The organism is Arthrobacter sp. ISL-65 (genome assembly GCF_018613795.1).
In the GTDB taxonomy this organism is placed as follows: domain Bacteria; phylum Actinomycetota; class Actinomycetes; order Actinomycetales; family Micrococcaceae; genus Arthrobacter.
Genome location: NZ_JAGGPN010000040.1, coordinates 21,878 through 45,128 on the forward strand (window position 1 = coordinate 21,878; position 23,251 = coordinate 45,128).

General features: G+C 67.1%; 25 protein-coding genes. 15 read left to right on the forward strand and 10 right to left on the reverse strand.

Translation table 11 applies throughout. The annotated features are described in order from the left end of the window. Positions 1–221: 221 nt before the first annotated feature. The 3 genes from J7I85_RS25150 to J7I85_RS17665 all read left to right on the forward strand — a co-directional run bounded on the left by J7I85_RS25150 (position 222) and on the right by J7I85_RS17665 (position 2,667). Positions 222–416, forward strand: coding sequence for a hypothetical protein (locus J7I85_RS25150; RefSeq protein ID WP_251024510.1), 195 nt, complete (start codon positions 222–224; stop codon positions 414–416). Beyond that, on the forward strand, positions 413–1,870 hold the full coding sequence (locus tag J7I85_RS17660) for a DUF222 domain-containing protein (protein ID WP_308159537.1): 1,458 nt from the start codon (positions 413–415) through the stop codon (positions 1,868–1,870). The genes J7I85_RS25150 and J7I85_RS17660 overlap by 4 nt, the downstream gene beginning before the upstream one ends. A gap of 218 nt (positions 1,871–2,088) precedes the next feature. Continuing rightward, entirely contained in the window at positions 2,089–2,667 is a 579-nt protein-coding gene (locus tag J7I85_RS17665) for a dihydrofolate reductase family protein (RefSeq protein ID WP_214854216.1), read from the forward strand. Between the two features lie 69 nt (positions 2,668–2,736). On the opposite strand, the gene J7I85_RS17670 is transcribed toward J7I85_RS17665, so the two are convergent. Genes J7I85_RS17670 through J7I85_RS17685 form a run of 4 tightly spaced genes read right to left on the reverse strand, consistent with a single transcriptional unit; the run spans position 2,737 to position 4,797 of the window. After that, positions 2,737–3,204 (reverse strand): YbaK/EbsC family protein, encoded by a 468-nt coding sequence (locus J7I85_RS17670; RefSeq protein WP_251024511.1) that lies wholly within the window; start codon positions 3,202–3,204, stop codon positions 2,737–2,739. A 16-nt stretch (positions 3,205–3,220) separates the two neighbouring features. Next, positions 3,221–4,093 carry an SURF1 family protein gene (locus J7I85_RS17675; RefSeq protein ID WP_214854221.1) on the reverse strand — a complete coding sequence of 291 codons (873 nt, stop codon included), beginning with the start codon at positions 4,091–4,093 and terminating at the stop codon, positions 3,221–3,223. Then, positions 4,094–4,354, reverse strand: coding sequence for a hypothetical protein (locus tag J7I85_RS17680; protein WP_214854223.1), 261 nt, complete (start codon positions 4,352–4,354; stop codon positions 4,094–4,096). It lies immediately after the preceding gene. Beyond that, on the reverse strand, positions 4,351–4,797 hold the full coding sequence (locus J7I85_RS17685) for a DUF3099 domain-containing protein (RefSeq protein ID WP_374102491.1): 447 nt from the start codon (positions 4,795–4,797) through the stop codon (positions 4,351–4,353). Before J7I85_RS17685 ends, J7I85_RS17680 begins: the two co-directional genes overlap by 4 nt. Before the next feature lie 139 nt (positions 4,798–4,936). Between J7I85_RS17685 and J7I85_RS17690 the strand changes: the two genes are divergently transcribed. From J7I85_RS17690 to J7I85_RS17700, 3 genes are all read left to right on the forward strand, one after another. After that, positions 4,937–5,662, forward strand: a complete 726-nt coding sequence (locus J7I85_RS17690; RefSeq protein WP_214854227.1) for a beta-ketoacyl-ACP reductase — start codon at positions 4,937–4,939, stop codon at positions 5,660–5,662. A gap of 160 nt (positions 5,663–5,822) precedes the next feature. Next, positions 5,823–6,575, forward strand: coding sequence for an SDR family oxidoreductase (locus tag J7I85_RS17695; protein WP_214854229.1), 753 nt, complete (start codon positions 5,823–5,825; stop codon positions 6,573–6,575). A gap of 190 nt (positions 6,576–6,765) precedes the next feature. After that, on the forward strand, positions 6,766–7,623 hold the full coding sequence (locus J7I85_RS17700; protein ID WP_214854231.1) for a VOC family protein: 858 nt from the start codon (positions 6,766–6,768) through the stop codon (positions 7,621–7,623). A 54-nt stretch (positions 7,624–7,677) separates the two neighbouring features. Here J7I85_RS17700 and serB read toward each other — a convergent pair whose 3' ends face one another. Then, the gene (serB, locus tag J7I85_RS17705) at positions 7,678–8,583 is read right to left on the reverse strand and encodes a phosphoserine phosphatase SerB (RefSeq protein ID WP_214854234.1); all 906 of its coding nucleotides are present in this window, start codon (positions 8,581–8,583) and stop codon (positions 7,678–7,680) included. Positions 8,584–8,732: 149 nt separating this feature from the next. Between serB and J7I85_RS17710 the strand changes: the two genes are divergently transcribed. Beyond that, positions 8,733–9,506, forward strand: a complete 774-nt coding sequence (locus tag J7I85_RS17710) for a phosphatase PAP2 family protein (protein WP_214854237.1) — start codon at positions 8,733–8,735, stop codon at positions 9,504–9,506. Here the strand turns inward: J7I85_RS17710 and J7I85_RS17715 are convergent. Then, complete coding sequence (locus J7I85_RS17715) at positions 9,483–10,745, reverse strand: MFS transporter (protein WP_214854240.1); 1,263 nt, start codon at positions 10,743–10,745, stop codon at positions 9,483–9,485. The genes J7I85_RS17710 and J7I85_RS17715 overlap by 24 nt on opposite strands. 148 nt (positions 10,746–10,893) lie before the next feature. Here J7I85_RS17715 and J7I85_RS17720 point away from each other — a divergent pair, with 148 nt between their 5' ends. From J7I85_RS17720 to J7I85_RS17740, 5 genes are all read left to right on the forward strand, one after another. After that, positions 10,894–11,679: an ABC transporter ATP-binding protein gene (locus tag J7I85_RS17720; protein WP_214854243.1), complete on the forward strand. Its 786-nt coding sequence runs from the start codon at positions 10,894–10,896 to the stop codon at positions 11,677–11,679. Between the two features lie 18 nt (positions 11,680–11,697). Next, positions 11,698–12,483 carry a sulfite exporter TauE/SafE family protein gene (locus tag J7I85_RS17725; protein WP_214854246.1) on the forward strand — a complete coding sequence of 262 codons (786 nt, stop codon included), beginning with the start codon at positions 11,698–11,700 and terminating at the stop codon, positions 12,481–12,483. A gap of 37 nt (positions 12,484–12,520) precedes the next feature. Then, entirely contained in the window at positions 12,521–13,330 is an 810-nt protein-coding gene (locus tag J7I85_RS17730; RefSeq protein ID WP_214854249.1) for an RNA methyltransferase, read from the forward strand. A 166-nt stretch (positions 13,331–13,496) separates the two neighbouring features. Beyond that, a complete protein-coding gene (locus tag J7I85_RS17735; RefSeq protein ID WP_102973586.1) occupies positions 13,497–13,754 on the forward strand; it encodes a type B 50S ribosomal protein L31 in 258 nt (85 codons plus the stop codon). An 82-nt stretch (positions 13,755–13,836) separates the two neighbouring features. Next, entirely contained in the window at positions 13,837–14,931 is a 1,095-nt protein-coding gene (locus tag J7I85_RS17740) for a biotin/lipoate A/B protein ligase family protein (protein WP_214854252.1), read from the forward strand. On the opposite strand, the gene pepN is transcribed toward J7I85_RS17740, so the two are convergent. Both pepN and J7I85_RS17750 read right to left on the reverse strand, forming a co-directional pair. Further along, positions 14,890–17,553, reverse strand: a complete 2,664-nt coding sequence (gene pepN, locus J7I85_RS17745) for an aminopeptidase N (protein WP_214854255.1) — start codon at positions 17,551–17,553, stop codon at positions 14,890–14,892. The two genes, J7I85_RS17740 and pepN, sit on opposite strands and share 42 nt — an antisense overlap. Positions 17,554–17,608: 55 nt before the next feature. Further along, entirely contained in the window at positions 17,609–18,634 is a 1,026-nt protein-coding gene (locus J7I85_RS17750) for a YeiH family protein (RefSeq protein WP_214854259.1), read from the reverse strand. A 157-nt stretch (positions 18,635–18,791) separates the two neighbouring features. On the opposite strand from J7I85_RS17750, the gene J7I85_RS17755 reads away from it, so the two are divergent. The 3 genes from J7I85_RS17755 to J7I85_RS17765 are packed head-to-tail and all read left to right on the forward strand — an operon-like array spanning position 18,792 to position 22,154. Then, positions 18,792–20,387 (forward strand): circularly permuted type 2 ATP-grasp protein, encoded by a 1,596-nt coding sequence (locus J7I85_RS17755; protein ID WP_214854446.1) that lies wholly within the window; start codon positions 18,792–18,794, stop codon positions 20,385–20,387. Then, on the forward strand, positions 20,380–21,306 hold the full coding sequence (locus tag J7I85_RS17760) for an alpha-E domain-containing protein (RefSeq protein WP_214854263.1): 927 nt from the start codon (positions 20,380–20,382) through the stop codon (positions 21,304–21,306). The genes J7I85_RS17755 and J7I85_RS17760 overlap by 8 nt, the downstream gene beginning before the upstream one ends. Continuing rightward, positions 21,303–22,154, forward strand: a complete 852-nt coding sequence (locus tag J7I85_RS17765; RefSeq protein WP_214854267.1) for a transglutaminase family protein — start codon at positions 21,303–21,305, stop codon at positions 22,152–22,154. Before J7I85_RS17760 ends, J7I85_RS17765 begins: the two co-directional genes overlap by 4 nt. 39 nt (positions 22,155–22,193) lie before the next feature. Here J7I85_RS17765 and J7I85_RS17770 read toward each other — a convergent pair whose 3' ends face one another. Next, positions 22,194–22,676, reverse strand: coding sequence for a pyridoxamine 5'-phosphate oxidase family protein (locus tag J7I85_RS17770; RefSeq protein ID WP_214854270.1), 483 nt, complete (start codon positions 22,674–22,676; stop codon positions 22,194–22,196). A gap of 67 nt (positions 22,677–22,743) precedes the next feature. Next, complete coding sequence (locus J7I85_RS17775; protein ID WP_214854273.1) at positions 22,744–23,235, reverse strand: pyridoxamine 5'-phosphate oxidase family protein; 492 nt, start codon at positions 23,233–23,235, stop codon at positions 22,744–22,746. Positions 23,236–23,251: the final 16 nt, after the last annotated feature.

Sequence of the window (23,251 nt, forward strand, 5' to 3'; positions counted from 1 at the left end):
TCTTAGTGTCAGACCCCCTTCATCACACTGGATCCATGGAAGCCATTGGGGGATTCACGGCAGACCGGGCCTTAGGGCCCGGTGCCGGCGGGCTGGCTTCCGTCTCGGGGAACGACGGCGGTAGCTGGCTTCGCGGGGCCGCCCCCGAGGGCGGCAGCCCAGCGGGCCCGCCCCTCACCGAAGGGGCTAATAATGTCAGACCCCCTCACCAGACTGGATCTATGGAAGCCATTGGGGGATTCACCGCAGACCGGGCCGGACGGCCCGGTGCCGGTGGGTTGGCTACCGTCGGCGCCAACGCCCTTCAGAGCCTTCCTGTTGACGGCGACGCCCGCGTCCGCGACGGAGACGTGGTTGATCAGGCCCTGGCGCTGCTGTCAGCGGACGCAATCACCGCCGGGGACGCTGCGTTGTGAGGTTTCGGCCAGGCCGCGGATTTCGCGGACCGGCTCGAGGAGCTCTCCCGGAGGGTGGAGCACCTGCAGGTGATGGCCGCGGGCGCGGTGGACCGGTCCGCACCGCAGCCCTCACCGCCGCAGCATCACCCCTCGTCCCCATCCCCGTTGCTGACCCCTCGCCGGCGGACGACGGTCCCGGAACAGGCGTCGATTTCCTGCAGGCTAGGCTGCGGATCAGCTCCGCCGAAGCCCGGCGCCGGATCGGACTGGCCGAGGCCGTCCTGCCCAGGGCCGGGTTCGGCGGGCAGCAGCTCCCGCCCCGGTATGAAGAACTCGCCGCCGCGGTCAGCACCGCCCAGATCAGCTCCCGCGCCGCAACCACCATCACCCTGGCCCTGGATCGGGCCCGGCATTTCACCACCCCAGCCCGCACGGCCGAGATGGAACACGGCCTGACCCGCACCGCCGTCGAAAGCGACGCCGACTTCCTCACCCGGGTCGCCAAACACTGGATTGAGGCGATCGACCAGGACGGGACCGCACCATCCGAAGCGGCCCTCCGGCAGATCCAGGGTGCCTTCGTCCGCCGGCCCAAACACGGCCTGCAGCACCTGGAAATTTTCGCCACCGCCGAGCAGTTCGAAACCCTCACCACCGTCATGAACACCGCCACCAACCCCCGCACCCCAACACCCGCAGACGGGACCGGCAGTGACGGGACCGGGGCTGACGGAACCGGTGCGGACGGGACCGGTGGTGACGGGTGCGCTGAACCGGCCAGCCTGGCCGGCTGGGACACCGAGGGCCTCCCGGAGGTCTCGCTGGACCACCGGTCACAGGGTCAGAAGAGACTCGACGGGTTCGTCGGCGCCTGCCAAACCGCGCTCACCACCGACACCCTGCCCGCCAACGGCGGACACCGGCCCCAGATCCTGGCCACCATCAACTACCGCGACGTCCTCGCCGACCTCCAGCAAAGACAAGACGCCCAAGGCGCCCAGGGAACGCAACCGGCCTACACCGGCCGGACCAACGACGGAACCGCCCTGTTCACCTTCACCGGGCCCGTTTACCCGGCCACGATCCGCAAAATCGCCTGCGACGCGGACATCATCCCCGTCGTCCTCGGCACCGACGGCCGCATCCTGGACATCGGCCGCGCCTCACGGGTCTTCCCGCCGCACATCCGCAAAGCCATCACCGCCCGCGACCAAGGCTGCGCGTTCCCCGGCTGCACCATCCCCGCACCCTGGTGCGAAGCCCACCACATCACCTACTGGTCCCGGGGCGGACCCACCAGCACCGGCAACGGCGTCCTGCTCTGCAGCCATCACCACCACCTCATCCACAAGGAACACTGGACCATCGAAGTCACCGCAGAGGTGCCCCGGTTCAAACCCCCACCAGAACTCGACCCCAACCGAAAACCACGCCGCAACAACTACTTCCGCTCCCGACCCCAAAAGAAATGAACCCGCTTGTGGGTGGCACGGCGTTCCTCACCGACCGCTGGAGAAGTCCGACGAAATTCGCTGCCGTGGCTTATAGAGCACTTCGCCGTCACGGCAACGTCGCGCCGGCGTAGTAGCACTGATCAACATGGTGGTCAGCCTCCGCTTCGGTAGCTAAGCTCTTCCCGCTGCGACATACGAATTCCCAAACCCGAACAGCCGCACTCGAGGAGAGCATAATGGCCGCTACCTACACCTTCGACGTCTTTTCCAGTCTCGACGGCTTCGGCGCCGCGAGCGGCAACTGGACCGGCTACTGGGGCAAACAGGGCCCTGAACTACTTGAGCACCGACTCGCCATGTACAGCGAGGAGCAGCGGATGGTCTTCGGGGCCAACACGTATCGGGCGTTCGCCCAGATGCTGGCCTCGAGCACTGAGGAGTCCGACGTGCGTGACCCATGGGTTACGCGGATGAGGAACCTGCCGGCAACGGTGGTGTCGAGCACGCTGCAAGGACCGCTCGACTGGCCGGATGCTACCGTCGTGGGCGGCGACGCAGTCGACGTCGTCGCCCGGCTCAAGGAGGAGTCAGCAGTTCCGCTGCGCTCCCACGGGAGCCTGTCGATGAACCGAGCACTGATGGCCGCGGGTCTGGTAGACCGCGTCCAGATGACTCTCTTCCCGGTGATCACCGGTCAGACCGGGGCGGAACCGATCTTCCAGGGCGCCGCCGACTTCGATCTCGAGCTGATCGAGTGCCGGACGCTCGACGGCCACACCCAAGAGCTCATCTACCGGCCCACCCTGCATGTCTGAATCCAAGGCGGTCGTACGCAAGGACTGCTTCCGCCCACGATCCCCAAACGACTGAACCCCCGGCAGCCCCTAGCGCACCCGAAGCGCGTGGGCGTCCGTAATCCGCTGCAGTTCGCCGTAGCTGATCGAGAACATGGAGTGGTGGTCGCCGGCCCCGGCCCAGAGCGTCGCGTGCTCTTCGAGCGAAGTGTCCAGCAGCGTGCGGATTTTGGCCGGGTGGCCTACCGGTGCAACCCCGCCCACTTCCTGGCCCGTGTGGTGCAGGACGAAGTCCGGCGCGGCACGGCGGATCCGTCCAGTGCCCAGCTGGGAGGCGACCAGCCTGACGTCCACTTTCGCGGCGCCGCTGGCGAGGATCAGCAGGGGAGTGCCGTCCACTTCGAACACCAGGCTGTTGGTGATCGCCGCAACGACGCAGCCAAGCGCATCAGCCGCGGCGGCCGCCGTGGGAACGGCGCCGGGAAGAACCGTGACTGTGTCGCGCGCTCCGGCTGCGGTCAGGGCGCGGCGCACGTTGGCCACCGGGTCGGCAAGCATGTCCGTGCTCCTGCCCTCAGTAGCCCTGGGCATCCAGGATCGCGTCTTCCTCTTCCTCCGCCGTCGGGCGCTTGCGCTTCCTAGGCGCCGGCGGACGACGGCGGGCTCCCGCGGCTGTGGCGGCAGGCTCGCCCTCCGACAACTCGGCATCCTCGGCATCCATGGCGGCGTTACGCGCCTGCTGTCGGGCCGCGTAACCAAAGCCCACAAACATGAGGACGCCAAAGGCGAACCACTGGAGCGAGTAGGACAGGTGCGTCCCCTCGTCTACCGAGGGCATGGGGAACGGCTGTGGCATGTCCGCCACCGGCGGCGTCTCCGACGCGAGCTGCCCGTAGGCGCCGGTGAGGAGCGGGGAGCCCAGCTCGGCGGAGTAGGCCGGCAGGTCAATGGAGGCGAGCTGACCTTCCGGGGCACCGCGCTGCAGCGTGGGTTCGCTGTGCTTGAGCCGCACCACTGCCGTGATCTGCCCGGACGGCGGCGCTGGAATGGAGTCCGGCCGGCCGGGTGTCTTGTTGCCGATCGGCAGCCAGCCGCGATCAATCACCACGGTTTCGCCCGACACGAGCTTGAAAGGCACCACTACCTCGTACCCGGGCTGGCCGTTGAGCGGCCGGTTGCGCACGATCCGCTGCCCGTCGACGTCGTAAGTGCCCTGGAGCTTAACCTGGGTCCATTCCCGCGACGGGTCCAGCTGATTGAACTCGTTGCGGGCCTGATCAAAGGTGATGGGAGTGGCCGAGTAGTTGGACGTGACCCGCTGGATTTCCGCCAGGGTCTCGGCCCGGCGGTCCATCTGCCAGCGGCCGAGGAAGACGCAGCCGGTGGCGAAGATTGCGGCCAGCAGGAGGTAGCCCAGCCACTTGCTGGAAAACAGGAACCTGTACATTCAGCCGTTCCCGCCGGTCTCTGCGGCCTCGAGCGGCACGGTTTCCTTCCAGAGCCCGCGCGTTTGCAGGTAGTCCTCCAGCCATGCCTTGTGCTCGCCGCATGCCAGCCACACCTTGCGGCGGTCGGGCGTGTGGATTTTGGGGTTGTTCCAGAGCAACTGCCAGGACGCGTCAGCCCGGCAGGCTTTGCGGGAGCACGTGGCCGTGGACGCCGGCCCGGCAAGATCGCCGCTGCCGCCACCCAGGTTGAAAATGTTCATGAAGCTTTCTGTCCCCGGCCGTCGTCGTCTTCTTCGTCATTGATGATGAGTTCGCCCTGGAGCACCGTCGGTTCATCGTCTGCGCCGGAGCTTTCCGCAGGTCCGGATTCATCGACCGCCCCCAGCTCCGCGTACGGCGTGTAATCGAGCAGCGCATCGCTGTGGATCTCCGCCTTGTCCGAACCGTTGGCGATCACCACCGCGACCCAGGGCAGGAAAACCGCGCCCGCCACCGCAACCAGCTTGAACCAGCCGTCCACTACGAAGATCAGGATCAGGCACACCATGCGGATGGCCATGGCGAGGGCGTACTTGATCATGCGCTCACGCATGTCTTCGGAATGCGCGGCGGCGGCGTCCGTGATGCTGATTACTTCCGGGTGACCGGAGGTGGCGTCACGCTTTCCGGGCAACTGCTGACCGGGCTGGGGTTCAGATGTCACGACTGTTTGATCACGCTCCAATGGCTACCCCAATTCTCTCACCATCCACAGGAGGCTCCCAATCGGGCGATAAGATCGGAGGCAGTCAAAAATCCAGCCACCACGGCGGAGCCATGCTCCGCAGAAAACCGGAGCACACATGTCTGAAGCAGCAACCACGGCCCGCAGCGTCCTCATCACCGGCGGCAACCGCGGCATCGGCCTGGCCATCGCGGAGGCATTCGTGGCCAACGGGGACAAAGTGGCCGTAACCTACCGCAGCGAATCGAAGCTGCCGGAGGGTGTCCTGGGGGTCAAGGCCGACGTGACCGACGAAGCTTCCGTTGACGCTGCGTTCGCCGAGGTTGAGGCCGCCCACGGCCCGGTCGAGGTGCTGGTTGCCAACGCCGGCATCACCAAGGACAAGCTGCTGCTGCGCATGAGCGAGGATGACTTCACATCGGTCATCGACACCAACCTGACCGGGGCCTTCCGCGTCATCAAGCGCGCTTCGAAGGGCATGATCCGGCTGCGCAGGGGCCGCGTGGTGCTCATCTCCTCCGTGTCGGGCCTGTACGGCGCGCCGGGGCAGATCAACTACTCCGCCTCGAAGGCCGGGCTCGTGGGAATTGCCCGCTCCCTGACTCGCGAGCTTGGTTCGCGCGGGATCACGGCGAACGTAGTGGCTCCCGGGTTCATCAACACGGACATGACCGCCGAGCTCCCGGAGGCAACCCAGAAGGATTACCTGTCCAGCATCCCCGCCGGGCGTTTCGCCGATGCCTCCGAGGTGGCCAACGTGGTTCGCTGGATCTCCAGCGACGAGGCCGCCTACATTTCGGGCGCCGTGATTCCGGTCGACGGCGGCCTCGGCATGGGTCACTAGGTCGCAGGGACATTAGGCCAGGTTTTACCAACGGCGGGCCACCGGGCTTTTTGTCGCGTTCCGACAAAGGAAACCGGCGCGCCCGCTGGCATGATGGACTTCAGGTCATCAGTAATTAGACGTTTTGAACAAAGTTAGAGCTTTAGACAAGGGAGCCCACATGGGACAGCTGGACAACAAGACAGCCATCGTCACCGGTTCTTCGCGCGGCATCGGCGCCGAAGTTGCCAAGATCCTCGCCGGCGAGGGCGCAGCCGTCGTCGTTAACTACCGCCAGAAGGCGCCGCGCGCCAACAAGGTGGTGGCCGGGATTGAGGCCGACGGCGGCCGTGCCGTCGCCGTGGGCGCTGACCTGACCAGCATCGAAGGCGTGCAGGCGCTGGCCAGCGCTGCCATGGAAAACTTCGGTTCGCTGGACGTCCTGGTCCTGAACGCCTCGGGCGGCATGGAATCGGGCATGGAAGAGGACTACGCCCTCAAGCTGAACCGCGACGCACAGGTCAACATGCTCAACGCCGCCGCGCCCCTCATGAAGGAGGGTTCCCGCGTGGTGTTCGTGACCAGCCACCAGGCGCACTTCATCAACTCGGTCCCCACCATGCCCGAGTACGAGCCCGTGGCCCGCAGCAAGCGCGCCGGCGAGGACGCCCTCCGCGAACTCCTGCCGAACCTGGCGGACAAGGGCATCTCCCTGGTGGTCGTGTCCGGCGACATGATCGAGGGCACCGTGACCGCCACGCTGCTGGACCGCTCCAACCCGGGCGCCATCGAGGCCCGCCGCGCCGAGGCCGGCAAGCTGTACTCCGTGGAGGAATTTGCCGCAGTGGTTGCCAGCATGGCCACCGCCGACGTCGAGTCCGGCCACACGGAATACGCTGGCGGCGCTGACTACTTCGGCAAGAACGCCGGCTAGTCACTTCCTCCGCGGGCTCCTGACGCGAGTAACCGACACGGATCCCTTACGCGAAGGCCCGGCGCATCAGTGCCGGGCCTTCTCTGTCCTCTGAGCTCTCTGCCTCCGAACCTCGCGGTCCCTGTATCAGCGCCCAAATCAGGCCGCGCAGGCGTTGTCCGGGCGCCCCGTGACGCCTAGGGTCATAGCCATGGCAGAGGATGCAGCAGTACCGAAGCGGAGCTATCCGGCCGGTGTGCCGTGCTGGGTGGACAGCCAGCAGCCCGACGTGGAAGCAGCCAAGAATTTCTACGGGGGACTGTTCGGCTGGGAGTTCGACGCCGGTACGGCGCCGCCCGGGGACACAGGCAGTTACGTGGTGGCCCGGCTCGGCGGCCAGGAGACGGGCGCCATCACCGGTTTGGGCGCCGGGCCCCACGGTGTCCCGGCCTGGAACACGTACATTGCGGTCGAGGATGCAGAGGCTGCGGTGCGTCACCTGCTGTCAGCCGGTGCAACCCTGAAATCGGCTCCTGCCGATATGGGCGTGGGAGGGGTGCGGGCCTCGCTGGCCGATCCCGAGGGTGCGGAGTTCCGCATCTGGCAGGCAGCGGAGCGGCAGGGCGCCCAGGCGGTCAACCTCCCGGGCGGCTGGAACTTCAGCGACCTCCACACGGCGGACACGGACGCTGCCGCCGATTTCTACGCCAGGGCCTTCGGCTGGGAGTTCGACCGCCTCGGCTTCGGCATCATGATCCGCCGCCCCGGTTATGGCGACCATCTGGAGGCAACTGTCGACCCCGATATCCGTGCCCGGCAATCGGGAGACGCCGTGCCGGCCGGCTTCGAAGACGCCGTGGGCTGGGTGGCACCGGCTGCGCCGGACGAGCGGCCGCACTGGCATGTCACCTTCACCGTTGCGGACCGGGACCGGGCAGTCCAGGAGGCGGAGCGCCTCGGCGGTCATATCCTGGGGCAGGACGATACCGAGTGGACACGGACCGCCCTGGTCCGGGACCCCGGCGGGGCTGTCTTCACGGCAAGCCAGTTCACGCCGCCATCGGGCTAATCAGGGCCCGGGGCGCCGTCGTCGGACTAGTCGGCATAGTTCAGACCCCGGAATTTAGACGCCGGCGATGTGCCGCACCGCGTCGAGGTAGGGCATGTTGACGGCGGCGTCGGCCACGGCGCGGACGGCGGGCTTGGCATTGAAGGCCACCCCGATGCCCGCGGCGCCGAGCATGTCCAGGTCGTTCGCGCCGTCGCCCACGGCAATGGTGTGCTCCAGTGCGATGCCCTCGGCGGCCGCCCATTCGCGAAGGTATTTTTCCTTGGCGGCACGGTCAATCACTGCCCCGAGGACCTTGCCGGTCAGGGCGCCGTCCACGATCTCCAGCTCGTTGGCGATCCAGTAATCCATGCCCAGGTCCTCCGCGATGGGGCGCAGGATCTGGTTGAAGCCGCCGGACACCACCGCCACGGCATGGCCTGCAGCCTTGAACGCGGCCACCAGCTCTGCGGCTCCCTCACTCAGCTTCACTTCCGCGCGCACGGAGTCGACGACGGCGGACGGCAGCCCTGCGAGGACGGCCACCCGGGCGTGCAGGCTTTGCGCGAAGTCGAGTTCGCCACGCATGGCGGCTTCGGTGACCGCGGCGACTTCGTCGCGCTTTCCGGCGTACGCGGCGAGGAGTTCGATGACCTCCTGCTGGATGAGGGTGGAGTCGACGTCCATGATGAGGAGCTTGCGCTCCGCCTTCCGCAGTTCAGCGGGGACGATGGCGGTGTCCACGCCTGTCCGCTCCGCGTTCTCCTTCGCGGCGGCAATAGCGTGCCGCAGTCCGGCGATGTCCGCGGCGGAGCCCGACGGCACGGAAAAGTCCAGGGTGCAGACCTCGAAGCGTCCGTCGCCTGAGCTGGAGGCAGCCTCGAAGGTGGCACCGGAGTCCGCCAACAGGGACCGCAGGTTTTCCGGTTCCGAGGGGGACAGTTTCAGGCCGTAGCTGACCGCAGTCACGTTCGAAGTCATGGCTGCAATCTTATCCAGCGCAGCGCCGCCTCCCGAATCCGTTGCGCGGCATCGATTTCACAGCATCGACGCACCGCACCGCAGCGGTCCCCAGCAGGCTCCCAGCAAACGTCCGGCCAACCCGGAGGCCGGCCCGGCAGAATGGACTGATGATCCTTGCCCTGGTTGCCCGCCTGCGCCCGGCGCCCCCGCTGAAGGCGTCGCAGCACGTACTTTTCGGCTGGGCCGGGGCTCTCCTGGTCGCTGGTGACGCTGTTTTCTGGCTCATGTTCGCTGCCATCCAGTCGGATTCGGGGCTGGCAGCCATGGACGGTCCGGTGCACAGCCTGATGGTTGAGTCCCGGAATCCCGCCGCCACCGCCTTCTTGGCCGGCCTGACGACCGTGACGGCGCCGGAAATCCTGACCGTGATCGGCGCTGTGTTTGCACTGGCGTGGGCCATCTGGAAGCGCGAGCTGTGGCGCCCGGCCGTGCTTATGGGCGCCATGGTGCTGGCCGTCATGGTGACCACCCTCATCAAGCAACTTGTCAGCCGGTCCCGCCCGCCGTCGGCGGATTTCCTGCTCGGCCCGGACGATGCGCTCTCGTTCCCCTCGGGTCACACCGTGGGCGTTGGCGTGTTCACGGTCGTGCTCGCCTACCTCGTCTTGTCACGGTCCGGAACGCGTACGACGGCGGTGCTTGGGTTCTCTGCTGCCCTGGCACTCACCGCGCTGGTTGGCTTAAGCCGGCTGTATCTGGGCTATCACTGGCTCACCGACGTCGTGGCTTCCCTCGGGGTTGCGCTGGTTGTTGCAGCGGTAGCGGTCTTCACAGACGCAGCCCGGCACGGTTCTGCGAAAAGTCGCTCCGGAGCGCTCAGCGGCCGAGCCCCGAACAGTTCGCAGGATGCTGATCCGTCAGCTCCGGACGCGCTGCCGTAGCAGTGCCACGGCTGCGGCCGCGACCACTGCCGCCGCCAAAGCGCTGACGCCGGAGTAGCCGGTCAGGCCCATGATGGGTCCCGCCGCCGCGCTTCCCACCGCGCCGGCCAGGGACATGGTTGCGTCCGAGAACCCTTGGACAGGAATGCGCTCCGCAGGCGTCAGGGAGGCGACAAGCAGGGTGGAACCGGCGACGGTGGTCGCCGACCAGCCCAGTCCGAGAAGGATCAGGCCGACGGTGACCGAGCCCATGCTCTGGGACGCCAGTCCGGTCAGTGCCACAGCCGCGAGCAAAGTAAGGAGGCCGGCCAGTGCGGTGGTGCGCGGTCCGATCCGGTCGGTGAGGGCGCCCATCAGCGGTGACAGAGCGTACATGCCCGCGATGTGCAGTGAGATGGTGAGACCGATCAGCGCGATGGTATCGGGATTCCCGGCGAATTGCCCTGCGTGATGCTGCATGTGCAGCGGCGTCATGGACATCACGGCGACCATCACCGCATGGGCCGCAATGACAGCGATGACCGCTCCGCGGGCGGCGGGGTGTTCCCTGACGATCCGCCAGCCTTCCCGCCAGGCGCCCGAACGTTGTGCGACAGGAAGGAGGTCCTCCCCGTCGAGGCCTCGCCGGGTCAGGAGCGGGTCCGGGTGCAAGGTCAGCGCCACGATGGCAGCGCCGATCACCATCCCCAGCGCGGAAATCAGGAAGGGTCCGGCAGCAGAAGGAAGGTCCAGCCAGCCTGCCAGCACGGCCCCGGGAGCCACCATGTTGGGCCCCGCGACGGCGCCGATGGTGATCGCCCATACCACCAGGGACAAGTCGCGTCCCCGATGGGCGGGCTCGGCCAGGTCGGTGGCGGCAAAGCGGGCCTGCAGGTTCACCGCCGAAGCCAAACCCACCAGGAAAGCCCCGCCGAGCAAGAGCACAAACATTTCCGTGGTGACGGCGGCGACCATCAGGAAGGTGCCGGCGATTGCTGCGGCCAGGCCGGTGGTGAGGGCGACCCGGCGCCCCCGCTGCAGGGCCAGCCGGGAGAGCGGAATTGCCGTGGCTGCTGTGCCCAGCGTGAGGGCCGTGTTGACGGACCCGGCCCACGCTTCGGAGCCTGACAGGTCGACGGCCAGGATGGAGCCCAGAGCCAGGGTTGATCCGTTGCCCAGGCCGGAGAAGATCTGTGCGACCGACAAGGTCCGCACGATGCGGCGCTGGGTGGAACGGGTTGCTTCGGCGGTGCTGGTCAAGTCGTATGGTCCCCTCGGGCAGGTGCTCGTCGTGGAAAACTCCACATGACAACTGTTATGTCATGGGTTTATGCAGTTCAACCGTGAATCGCGGCCGATTGCGGGCCGGTTATCAGTCGCAGGGTGTTTTGTCCTAGTGTCTACTTCTATGAGTGATGTTCTTGAAATGGCCGCCGTCAGCGTTGTGCGCGGAGCCAAAACGCTCCTGAGCAAGGTGGACTGGCAGGTCAGTGAAGGCGAGCGGTGGGTCATCCTCGGCCCCAACGGCGCCGGCAAGACCACTCTGCTGCAGATCGCTGCCGCGAGGCTCCACCCCACCAGCGGCATCGCCGGAATCCTGGACGAAAGCCTGGGAAAGGTGGACGTCTTCGAACTGCGGCCGCGGATCGGACTCTCCTCGGCCGCCCTGGCCAACCAAATCCCCGAATACGAGACGGTGCTCAACGTCGTCGTCACTGCCGCCTACGGCGTGACCGGCCGCTGGCGCGAGGGCTACGAGAAGGACGACGAACGCCGAGCGTTCGCCCTCCTGAACGATTGGGGCATGGGCCCGCTCCTGAACCGCAAGTTCTCCACGCTCTCCGAGGGTGAACGCAAGCGCGTGCAGATTGCCAGGGCTCTCATGACCGACCCCGAACTGCTGCTGCTCGACGAGCCTGCCGCCGGCCTGGACCTTGGCGGCCGCGAGGACCTCGTGCACCGCCTTAGCCAGTTGGCCATGGACGAGGACGCCCCCGCGATCGTGCTGGTCACCCACCACCTTGAAGAAGTCCCGCCGGGGTTCACCCACGCCATGCTCATGCGCGACGGCGAAGTGGTGGCTGCCGGCCCGCTCGAAGAGGTCCTCACCTCGGGCAACCTGAGCGAGACCTTCGGCCTGCCCCTCGACGTCTCGGTGAACGCCGGCCGTTACACGGCAACCGCCCGCCGCTAGCGGCGCGGCCGGCACAGCGTGGAGTTTTTCAGCGGCATCCTTGTGTTCTTCGCCGGCCTCTGGGCCGGCACCATCAACAGCGTCGTCGGGTCCGGAACCCTTGTCACCTTCCCGGTGCTGATCGCCCTGGGCGTCGCGCCGGTGACGGCCTCCATGAGCAATGCAATGGGCCTCGTCGCCGGTGGGGCGGCCGGTGCATGGGGTTACCGCCGCGAGCTGAAGGGCCGCGGCAGGCAACTCCTGCGGCTGCTCCCGGCGTCCCTGCTGGGCGGCATCAGCGGAGCCTGGCTCCTGCTCCATCTGCCGGAGAAGGTCTTCCACTACGCAGCGCCGGTGCTGATTGTCCTGGCCCTGCTCATGGTTGTATTCCAGCCCAGGCTCCAGCGCTGGGTGCGGAACCGTGAAGAGAACCCCGAGCACGCCCTCCGCGACAAGCACCACGGCATTTTGCTGGTGGTGCTTGTTTTCCTCGCCGGAGTGTACGGCGGCTACTTTGTTGCGGCACAGGGAATCCTGCTGGTGGGCATCCTCGGCGTGTTCATGACGGGCACCATCCAGAACGCCAACGCCATGAAGAACGTCCTGGTGCTGGGCGTGAACCTGATCGCGGCCGCCTCTTATCTGCTGTTTGCCTTCGACCGGATCAACTGGGCCGTGGTGGCCCTCATCGCCGTCAGCTCCCTCATCGGCGGCCTCGTCGGCGCCAAGGTGGGCCGCCGGCTGTCCCCGCCTGTCCTGCGCGGCATGATTTTTGCCCTCGGCCTGGTGGCGCTCGGCTTCCTGGTTGCGAACCTGCTCAAGTGATTACTGAAATGCGAGTGATCATCGAAATGACTGCCCGGTGACTTTCCACTATCTCGAATCCGCCGCGGATCCACGCGTCGCCGACTACACCCAGCTTACGGATGTCCACCTGCGGAAACTCCGCGAACCCGCCGAGGGCATGTACATCGCCGAATCCTCCCGCGTCCTCCGGCGTGCCCTCGCCGCCGGGCACCGGCCGCGGTCGTTCTTCCTCGCTGAAAAGTGGGTTCCGGACCTCGCCGACATCTTCGAGGAGTACCCCGACGTTCCGGCATACATTGGCAGCGCCGGCCTCCTGGAGGAAATCACCGGATTCCACCTCCACCGCGGAGCCATGGCGGCCATGCACCGCCCGGCGCCGGTCCCGCTGCCGGAACTGCTGGCCGGCGCCCGCCGCGTGGCTGTGCTGGAGGACATCGTGGACCACACGAACGTGGGGGCCATCTTCCGGTCGGCGGCGGCGCTGGACGTCGACGCCGTCCTGGTCTCGCCCCGCTGCGGTGATCCGCTGTACCGCCGCAGTGTCCGCGTCAGCATGGGCACGGTCTTCCAGGTACCGTGGGCCAGGCTGGACAGCTGGCCTCAGGACCTGACCCTTCTCAAGGAACAGGGGTTCACGGTGGCAGCCATGGAGCTCACCGACGACGCGGTCGACCTGGACGAACTGGCAGCAAGAAACCCGGAGCGGCTCGCCCTGGTGCTGGGTACGGAAGGTGCCGGCATGAGCGCTGCGACCCTCGCCGCCGTCGACCTCGCCGTCAAGATCCCGATGCGTGCGGGCGTGGACTCACTCAACGTTGCGGCGGCGTCCGCCGTCGCATTCTGGGAGCTGCGGCCCCGGGCCTGACCACGGGGAGCGGCGGGTTCGTTAGATCCTCCACCATCGGCTATGATTGTTAGCTGGTTCCACTGTGTTTTTCGCTATCCTTCTGGGTGGCCAATGCACTGATGGAAGCCATCCCATTCATACCTGGCAGCTGGCAAAATCCAGTTGCGCGAACAAAGGCCCCATTATGAAGTCGAACACCCACCCGAAGTACGAAGCTGTTGTTTTCAACGACCTGGCCTCCGGCACGAAGTTCCTGACCCGCTCCACCGTGTCTTCCTCGAAGACCATCGAGTGGGAAGACGGCAACACCTACCCGGTCATCGACGTCGAAATCTCCTCAGAGTCCCACCCGTTCTACACGGGCAAGCAGCGCATCATGGACTCCGCTGGCCGCGTCGAGCGCTTCAACGCTCGCTTCAAGGGCTTCGGCGGCAAGAAGTAATTCACTTCTCCCCAAGGTTCTTTGGAAAGCCCGCACCGGCAACGGTGCGGGCTTTTCGCGTTTATGGGGCAGGATGGAAGGCATGACTGCCACGCCAATATCTGCAGGGGGAGAGGCGGCCCCGGGGCTGCACGGTGAGTACAAGGTCCCGGGCGGCAAGCTCGTGGTGGTGGACCTCGACGTCGAGGACGGCGCCTTGACGGACGTTTCCCTCAGCGGCGACTTCTTCCTCGAACCGGATGAGGCCCTCCTGGCCATTAATGGCGCCTTAGGAGGACTGCCGGAAACTTCGACGGCGGCCGACATCGCCTCCGCCGTGGAGGCCTCCCTCCCGGAGGACGCCGTGCTGTTCGGGTTCTCGGCCGACGCCGTCGCCATCGCCGTCCGCAGGGCGCTGGCCAAGGCCACCGCATGGACGGACCACCACTGGAACATCATCGCGCCTAGCGTGCTGCCCACGCACCTGAACGTGGCGCTGGACGAGGTGCTCACCGAGGAGGTCGGCGCCGGGCGCCGCAACCCCACCATCCGTTTCTGGGACTGGGAGGAACCGTCGGTGGTGATCGGCAGCTTCCAGTCCTACCGCAATGAGGTGCATCCCGACGGCGTGACCCGGCACGGCATCACCGTGGTCCGGCGCATCAGCGGCGGGGGAGCGATGTTCATGGAGGCCGGCAACTGCATCACCTACTCGCTCTACCTGCCGCAGACGCTCGTGGACGGGATCAGCTTCGCCGACTCCTACGCGTTCCTCGACGCGTGGGTCATGGCCGCCCTGAAAAAGCTCGGCATCGACGCCTTCTACGTTCCGCTCAACGACATCGCCACCGGCCAGGGCAAGATCGGCGGCGCAGCGCAGAAGCGGCTCGCCAACGGCGGCATGCTCCACCACGTGACCATGAGTTACGACATCGACGCCGACAAGATGGTGGACGTGCTCCGGATCGGCAAGGAAAAGCTTTCGGACAAAGGAACCACCAGCGCCAAGAAACGCGTGGACCCGCTGCGCCGCCAGACCGGGCTGGCCCGGGCGGAGATCGTGGCGGCCATGATGGAGGTGTTCGCCGAGCGCTACGGAGCCACGCCGTCGGAGATCACGGCCCAGGAGCTGGAGACCGCCCGTGAACGTGTCGCATCAAAGTTCGGCACGGACACGTGGCTGCACCGGGTGCCCTAAACCCGATAGTGCCTGCGCGGACAGTGCACGGTGCAGGTGGTTCCGCTGTTCGATGATGATCCGGCGCAGGGCACGCGCGGCATCCGGGTGCTCTGAAAGCCAGCGGTCCGTGCGGGCCACCACCGGATGATCCTCGGGGTTCCCGGCCGGCTCCAGATCCTGGACAGCCGGGTAGAGTCCGCGGACGATGCGGCTCGCGATCTCGATGCTCCGCTCCGCCCACACCGTCTCCAGGCACTCGAAATAAAGCTCCACAAACGGGTCCAGAAGTTCTTCGTCGGCGGTGTTGAACCCGGCAATGGTCGCGCTGAGCAGCTGGTTGGAGAGCTCCGTCCCGCGCACTGCGGCGTCCCAAGCCGCGGCCTTGACCGCCGCGTCCGGCCGGGCTGCCAGCGCCGTGGCGTGCCCGGTGCGTCCGGAGGCCGTGGTGTCCCTGGCCAGCTCGGCGTCGAGCTCCTGCTCCGTGGCCAGGCCACGGGCCGCCAGGGCATGCCACAGGCTCCAGCGGAGCTCGGCGTCCACGGACAGTCCCGGCACCCGCTCGCTGCCATCCAGCAGCCCGCGGAGCAGCGACGCCTGGCTGCCCTCTGTGCGGCTGACCGTGGCAAGTGTCCTGGCCCAGGCAAGCTGCTGGTCCGAGCCGGGCTCCGCTGCGTACAGCTCCCGTGCCGCGCCCTCGGCAAAGGACTTCCGCAGGGCTCCGCGTTCCCGGGCCGGAACGTACTGTTCAAGGGCCATGGTGGCGTTGCCAAGAATGTTGAGCAGGACGCCGATTCCGGATTCGGCGGCAGCGAAGCGGAGGACAGCGTCCACATACCGCGAAGCCGGTGCAATGCCGTCGCGGGCCGAATTCCACAGCGCGGACCAGCACAGGGCACGGGCCATGGGGTCGCTGATCCGGTCCAGTGAGGAACGGACGGTGGCCTCGGAGACCGGATCCAGCCGCACCTTGGCATAGCTCAGGTCCTCGTCATTGACCAAAAGCAGGGCCGGCCGGGCCTTCCCGGACAGGGCCGTGATTTCCTGGGCCCCGCCGGCCAGGTCAGTCTCCACGGAGTCAGTCCGGACCAGCCTGCCGCCGGCGTCGAAGTTGTAGAGCCCGATGCGCAGCCGGTGCGGGCGCGGCTCCTGGCGGCCGGTGACGGGATCAGGCGCGTCCTGCAGCAACGTGACCCGCCCGAGGCTGGCCGGACCGTCAGCCGATTCAGCCGTCTCCAGCTCGGCGCTCAGCGTGGAAATGCCCGAGGTCTGGAGCCACTGCCGGGCCCACGTGGTGAGGTCGCGGCCCGAAGAAACGGCCAGTGCGCCGAGCAGGTCAGCCAGCGTGGTGTTGCCGTACTCGTGGTCCCTGAAGTACCGCCGGGAGCCGGCAATGAAGGCGTCGAAGCCGACGTAGGCCACGAGCTGCTTCAGGACGGAGGCGCCCTTCGCGTACGTGATGCCGTCGAAGTTCTGCTTGGCCGCCTCAAGATCGGGGATGTCGGCCACGATCGGATGGGTGGTGGGCAGCTGGTCCTGGACGTAGGCCCAGGCCTTGCGGTTGTTTGCGAAGTTGACCCAGGCGGTGTCCCAGTCCGTGGCGCGGTCCACGCCGAGGGTGCCCATGTAGTCCGCAAAGGATTCCTTCAACCACAGGTCGTCCCACCACTGCATGGTCACGAGGTCGCCGAACCACATGTGCGCCATCTCGTGCAGCAGGGTGTTGGCGCGGCCCTGGTACTGGGAATCCGCGGCCCGTGAGGTGAACACGTAGTTTTCCGTGAAGGTGACCAGCCCGGGATTTTCCATGGCCCCGAGGTTGTATTCGGGCACGAAGGCCTGGTCGTACTTGCCCCAGGGGTAGGGGTAGTCGAACAGCCCGTCAAAGAATTCCAGGCCCTGCTTGGTGAGCCTGAACAGCTCGGCGGCGTCGAACGAGGGCGCCATGGAGGCCCGGCAGTAAAGTGCCAGCGGCACGTCGAGGCGGGTCCCGCCGTCGTCCGTCCTGCTCCAGTGGTCCTCGGCCTTGAAGTAGGGGCCGGCAAGCACGGAGGTGATGTAGGTGGACATGGGCAGGGTGGGAACGAAGTCCCAGCGGGCCGCGGCGGCATCCTCCGCCAGGGGCAGACGCGCTGCCTCGGTTCCGTTGGAGGCCACCTCCCAGCCGGCCGGGGCAGTGACGGAGAAGGTGAACCGGGCCTTGAGGTCTGGCTGTTCGAAGTTCGCGAAGACCCGGCGGGCATCGGCCGGTTCGTACTGGGTGTAGAGGTAGCACTGGCCGTCGGCGGGGTCGAAGAACCGGTGCATGCCCTCGCCCGAGCTGCTGTAGAGGGCAGTTCCGGTGACCGTCACCTTGTTCTCAGCCTGCAGGTTGTCCAGCCGGATCCGTGCCCCGTCCACCACGTCGGGCAGCGGCAGTTCGACGCCATTCAGGACCACGCTGTGCACGTCCCCGGCGATGAAGTCCAGGAAGGTGGATGCTCCCGGCTTCGCTGCCGAGAAGGCGATGGTGCTGCGGCTGGCGTAGCCTGCCGTGTCCGGATCCGGTGCGCTGCGGACGTCGAGTGCGACGTCGTAGCTGTGGGTGGTGATCAGGGCGGACCGCTCTGCCGCTTCGTTGCGCTGGAGGTTCTGATTCGACACCAAGCTATTGAATCACGGCGCTATTGCACCATGAGCAGCTCTTGAACCATGAGGGCTACTGCACCATGAGCAGTGCGGCGGCCAGCCCGAGGACGGCGATCAGCAGCCACGCCGCGAAGGCGGCCAGCACGGCGCGCGCCCCGGTGTGCAGCAGGGTGCGTATACGCACCGCCGATCCGAGTCCAAACAGGGCAGCGCCCAGCAGCATGTCCTGCAGGCCGGCCGCTGCCTCCAGCCAGCCGCTGGAGAGCCAGCCGCTGGAGCGCAGCGCCACCATCACGATGAAGCCGACGACGAACAGTGGAACCAGCGGAGGCGTGCCCGCGGCGGGGCCGCCGGCCCGGCCGCCTGCCTCCCGGCGGTGCCGGATCCGCTGCTCCGCCCCGGCCATGGCCACCATCGGCGCCAGCAGGATCACCCGGGTGAGTTTGACGACGACGGCGAGGGCCAGCGCCGCCGGACCTGCGGTTTGCGCCGTGGCCACCACTTGCCCGACGTCGTGGACCGAGGCGCCGGTCCACGCACCGAACGCCTCGGCGCTCAAATGCAGCGGATGGACCAGCAGCGGGAGCACGCCGATGGCCAGCGTCCCGCACAGTGTTACGAGCGCCACGGGCAGGACCGTGTCCCGGTGGCTGATGCGCCTCACCGCGGCCATCGCCCCGATCGCGGATGCACCGCAGATGGAAAACCCGGTGGCAATCAGCAAGGCCGTATCGGGCGAAAGCCGGAACAGCCGGGAGATACCGTAGGTCCCGCCGAAGCTGGCCACCACCACCGCCGTGATGAGCAGGAGGGCAAGCCAGCCCAGGCCCAGCACGTCCGAGATGCTCACCTTCAGCCCGAGGAGCACGATGCCGCCGCGCATCAGGTGCTTGCCGGCGAAGTCCAGCCCCGGCCGGGCACGGCCTGCCGTCCACACCGCCGTGCCGGGAAGGTTGGCTGCCAGCAGGCCAAGCACCACGGCCAGGGTCATGGCCGGAAGCGCGGGCACGGCGGCGTGTATTGCGAATGCGAAGGCCAAGGCTACGACGGCGGTCAGCAGGCCGGGCAGAATCCGGGTAAAGTTCTGATGCGTCATCCCGCGCAATTGCGGCAGCAGCTTTTGCGGGAGTCGGAAGTCTGGCACGTCCCAACATTGCCCGACGCCGACGCCAAAGACCAACCGGAAGTCCCGCCAACACGCCAGGGCGGGACGGGAAATGAATTCGCAACAAAAAGGTGGTTGGCTAATGACCATGTCTGACCTATTCCAGGATTACTCCGAGGCTGCCGGCCGCACCGGCGCCTACGACGAGATGTTTGCCCCCGGGCAAAGGGCACGCCAGTCGTATGGCCAGGTTGCGGGTGCCCTGCGGGAGCTGTCCCTGGCAGACGTCAGCGCCAGGGCGGACTCGATGGCGAGGACGTTCCTGGACCGCGGTGTGACCTTTGACTTCGCGGGGGAGGAGCGCCCGTTTCCGCTGGATATCGTGCCGCGCGTCATCCCCGCCGATGAATGGGACGTGCTGGAACGCGGTGTCGCCCAGCGCGTGCGCGCCCTCGAGGCGTTCCTGAATGACGTCTACGACAAGATGACAGTGGTGTCCGACGGCGTGATCCCGCGCCAGCTGATCACCACCAGCGCGCACTTCCACCGTGCAGTGCACGGCTTCGAACCCGCCGGCGGGGTGCGGGTGCACATCTCCGGCATCGACGTGGTGCGCGACGCCGCCGGAACGTTCCGGGTCCTGGAGGACAACGTCCGCGTGCCGTCCGGCGTGAGCTACGTGCTGGAGAACCGCCGGGCCATGGCAAAGGGCCTGCCGGAGGCCTTCGGCCAGCAGCTGATCCGCCCGGTGGAGGAGTACCCCCGCCGGCTGCTTTCGGCGCTGCGCAAGACGGCGCCATCAGGCGTGGACGACCCCACGGTGGTGGTGCTGACGCCCGGCGTGTTCAACAGCGCGTACTTCGAGCACACCCTCCTGGCAGGCCTGATGGGCGTGGAACTCGTGGAAGGCCGCGACCTCATCTGCCGCGGCAACCGGGTGTACATGCGCACCACCGCCGGCGAACAGCGCGTGGACGTCATCTACAAGCGCATCGACGACGACTTCCTCGACCCCCTGCAGTTCCGCTCCGACTCCATGCTCGGCTGCCCCGGCCTGGTCAACGCCGCCCGCGCAGGCGGTGTCACCATCGCCAACGCGGTGGGCAACGGCGTGGCGGACGACAAACTCGTGTACAGCTACGTCCCGGACCTGATCCGCTACTACCTCGGTGAGGAACCGGTGATCGCCAACGTCGACACCTTCCGGCTGGAGGAGAAGGAAGCCCGCGAGCACGTCCTGGACCGCCTCGACGAACTCGTGGTCAAGCCGGTGGACGGCTCCGGCGGCAAGGGCCTGGTCATCGGCCCGGACGCGTCCAAAGAAGAGCTTGAGGCGCTGCGCAAGCGCGTCATCGCCGACCCCCGCGGCTGGATTGCGCAGCCGGTGCTGCAGCTGTCCACCGTGCCCACGCTCAGCGGCGACAAGTTCGGCCCCCGGCACGTGGACCTCCGGCCGTTCGCGGTCAACGACGGCGATGACGTATGGGTGCTGCCCGGCGGCCTCACCCGCGTGGCCCTGAAGGAAGGATCGCTGATCGTGAATTCCAGCCAGGGCGGCGGATCGAAGGACACCTGGGTGCTGGCCGGTTCCCCGCAGGTGCCAGTGGAGCGGCTGCCGCAGCAGTCCGTCACCGTCCGTGAGCGGGTTTCCGTGTGGCCGGTCGAGAGCAACTGGCGCGACCGGCAGTCGGAGCAGCAGCAACAGCAGATTTCTGACGCGCAGGAGGTAACCGCGAATGCTTAGCCGAATTGCCGAATCCCTGTTCTGGATCGGCCGCTACGTTGAACGGGCCGACGGCACGGCACGCATCCTCGACGTCCACCTGGAGCGCCTGAACCACCTGCCCACGGAGGAGCGTCGCAGCGTTGCCCGCGAACTGCTCGGGGTCATGGGGGCGCGCCCGCAGAGCGAGGACTTCGGCCTGGAAGAGCTGCTCCACGCCCTCGCCTACGACAAGCACAGCGCCACCTCGATTGCGGGGTCCCTCGGCGCTGCCCGCGAGAACGCCAGGCGCGCCCGCGAGACGGTCTCGTCCGGCCTTTGGGAAAGCCTGAACACCACCTACTACGGGCTGAACCAGCACCGCAAGGACGTGGTGGGCACCTACCGCTTTTGCCACTGGGTGCTCGAGCGCACCGCCATGGTCAGCGGCCTGGCCGACACCACTGTCAGCCACGACGACAGCTGGCTCTTCCTTGCGCTGGGCCGTTCGCTGGAGCGGGCGGACATGACCGCCCGGATGCTCTCCACCCGCGACGTCCTCTCCGCAGGCATGTCCTGGGTGAACATGCTCCGCTGTGCCGGCGCCTACGAATCCTTCCTGCGGACCCGCCGCGCGGCCTTCGGCGACCAGCACGCGGCCGAGTTCCTCCTGCTGGACCGGCTGTTTCCGCGGTCCATCGTTTACGCCCTAAGTGACGCCGACGAGTGCCTGGCCAAGCTGGACCCCTCGGCCCAGCGCGTCGGCTTCATCAACGATGCCCGCCGGATTGTAGGCCAAGCCCGCACGTTCCTGGAGTTCCACCGCACGGATGACCTCATGTCCGAGCTTCCGGAGCACATGGAGCGCGTCCAGAAGGCAGTCGCGCAGACGTCGGACGCCATTTCCCGTAAGTACTTCAATCAGGCGGATGAACTGGCCTGGGTGGGAGAAGTTTCATGACCCGGCTGAGCATCGTCCACAGGACCGGCTACAAGTACAAGCAGCGGGTCACGCTGTCCTACAACGAGGCCCGCATGACCCCGCTGACGGACCCGCAGCAGGTGGTGCTGGAGTCCTCCATGAAGGTCACCCCGTCGCAGGCTGCGGTCAGCAGCTACCGCGACTACTGGGGTACCCGCGTCACCGCGTTCGACATGCAGATGCCACACGAGCACCTGGAAGTCCTGGCCACCACCACCGTTGAGGTCCACCGGGCGGTGCGTGTACCGTCGGAGGCCGACATCGTGGGCTGGGACGATCTCGCCTCCCCGGAGACGCTCAACCAGTTCAGCGACTGGGCGCCTCAGTCCCAGCTGACTGGACCGGGGGAGGAAGTCCTGGCCATCATTCCGGGTGTAGTCGAGGGCAAGAACCCGCATGAGGCAGCCCTTGCTATCTTCGCCTGGATGCGCGGCGAGATGACCTATATGAAAGGCACCACCGGCGTCACCACCAACGCCGAGGAGGCCTGGACCCAGCGCCAGGGCGTGTGCCAGGACCTGGCGCACCTCGCGATCGGTGCCCTCCGCAGCTGCGGCATCCCGTCCCGGTATGTCTCCGGTTACTTGCACCCGCGGTCGACGGCGGACATCGGCGAGGCGGTGGCCGGCCAGTCCCACGCGTGGCTGGAATGGTGGGACGGCGAATGGCGCAGCTGGGACCCCACCAACCACAAGCCGGCCGGCGATTTCCATGTGACGGTGGCCCGGGGCCGCGACTACCGGGACGTGCCTCCGCTGAAGGGCATCCTGTCCGGCGGCGGCGGCTCAGACCTGAGCGTCAGCGTGGAGATCACCCGCCTGGCCTAGGAGTACTGGGCTGGGCTGGGGTGGCGCTCTACCGGTGTTTCACTCTGGCGAGGACTTCACCGCGCCGCTGAGCTGGGTCCACCAGGTGAGCGGCGCGGTGACCTTGAACCGTCTGCCGCTGATCGACTCCGGCGTGATGCGGATGAAGTGGTCCTTCTGTCCTGCCTGCCACGGGAAGAGGTAGAGCGAGACGGAATCGAGCACTTCCTCGATGCCGGTGATCGGTGCCGCCTTGCCTTTGACCACCACGCTCCAGGCCAGTCCCGAAACGGCGTCGACGCCGTCGGCCTCCAGCGCCACCGGCGCTTCGCCCAGCGCACCGCCGAGCTTGGTTCCCGATCCAGTCCGGAACACCAGAGTTCCGTGGTCCACCGTGTAGTTGAGCGGGAAGATGTCCGGCTGGTCGTCCACCCATACGGCGAGGCGCCCCACCGAAACCTGCCTCAGCAGGTCCCAGCACTGCCTGGATTCAAGGTGTTCCACCGGCTCCTTGCCAGGGCCGGGCGACGCGTCAGCTGCCATGCACCAGAGCCTACGCCGCAGCCACCCGAGCTGCCAGAGTCTGGGTGACCTGCCAGAGCGCGGTTGGCTACTCGAATGACGACCTGCGCTGGTCCTGGAGGCGGGTTGACCAGATGTGCGGAGCAGCAACCTTGAAGCGGCGGCCGGTCAGCACTTGCAGTGACAGGCGGACGTAACGGGATTTGTCCCCAGGCTCCCATGGGTCCAGGCCCAGTGCGTCCGCCGCGGCCTGCTCCGTATTGCTGTCCACCAGGGTGGTGGTGCCGCGTGCCACGACGCTCCAAGCCTCCTGGCTGTCCGCATCGTAGCCGTCAATCTCAAACGCCGCGGGCGTCTCCTTGCCGGATTGCCAGAGTTTGGTGCCGCCGGCCGTGCGGAAGACGATGCTGCGGCGCTCAATGACGAAGTTGACGGGAAAGATTTCCGGGTGGCCGTCCACGATGAGGGCGAGCCTGCCCACCACCGAAGCGGCAAGCAGGTCCCAGCACTCGTCGAAGGTCAGCTTTCCGTCCTGCGGTGCGCTGTCCTGTGATGCCCTGTCCTGTGATGCCCTGTTCATGGAACCATGCTACGAA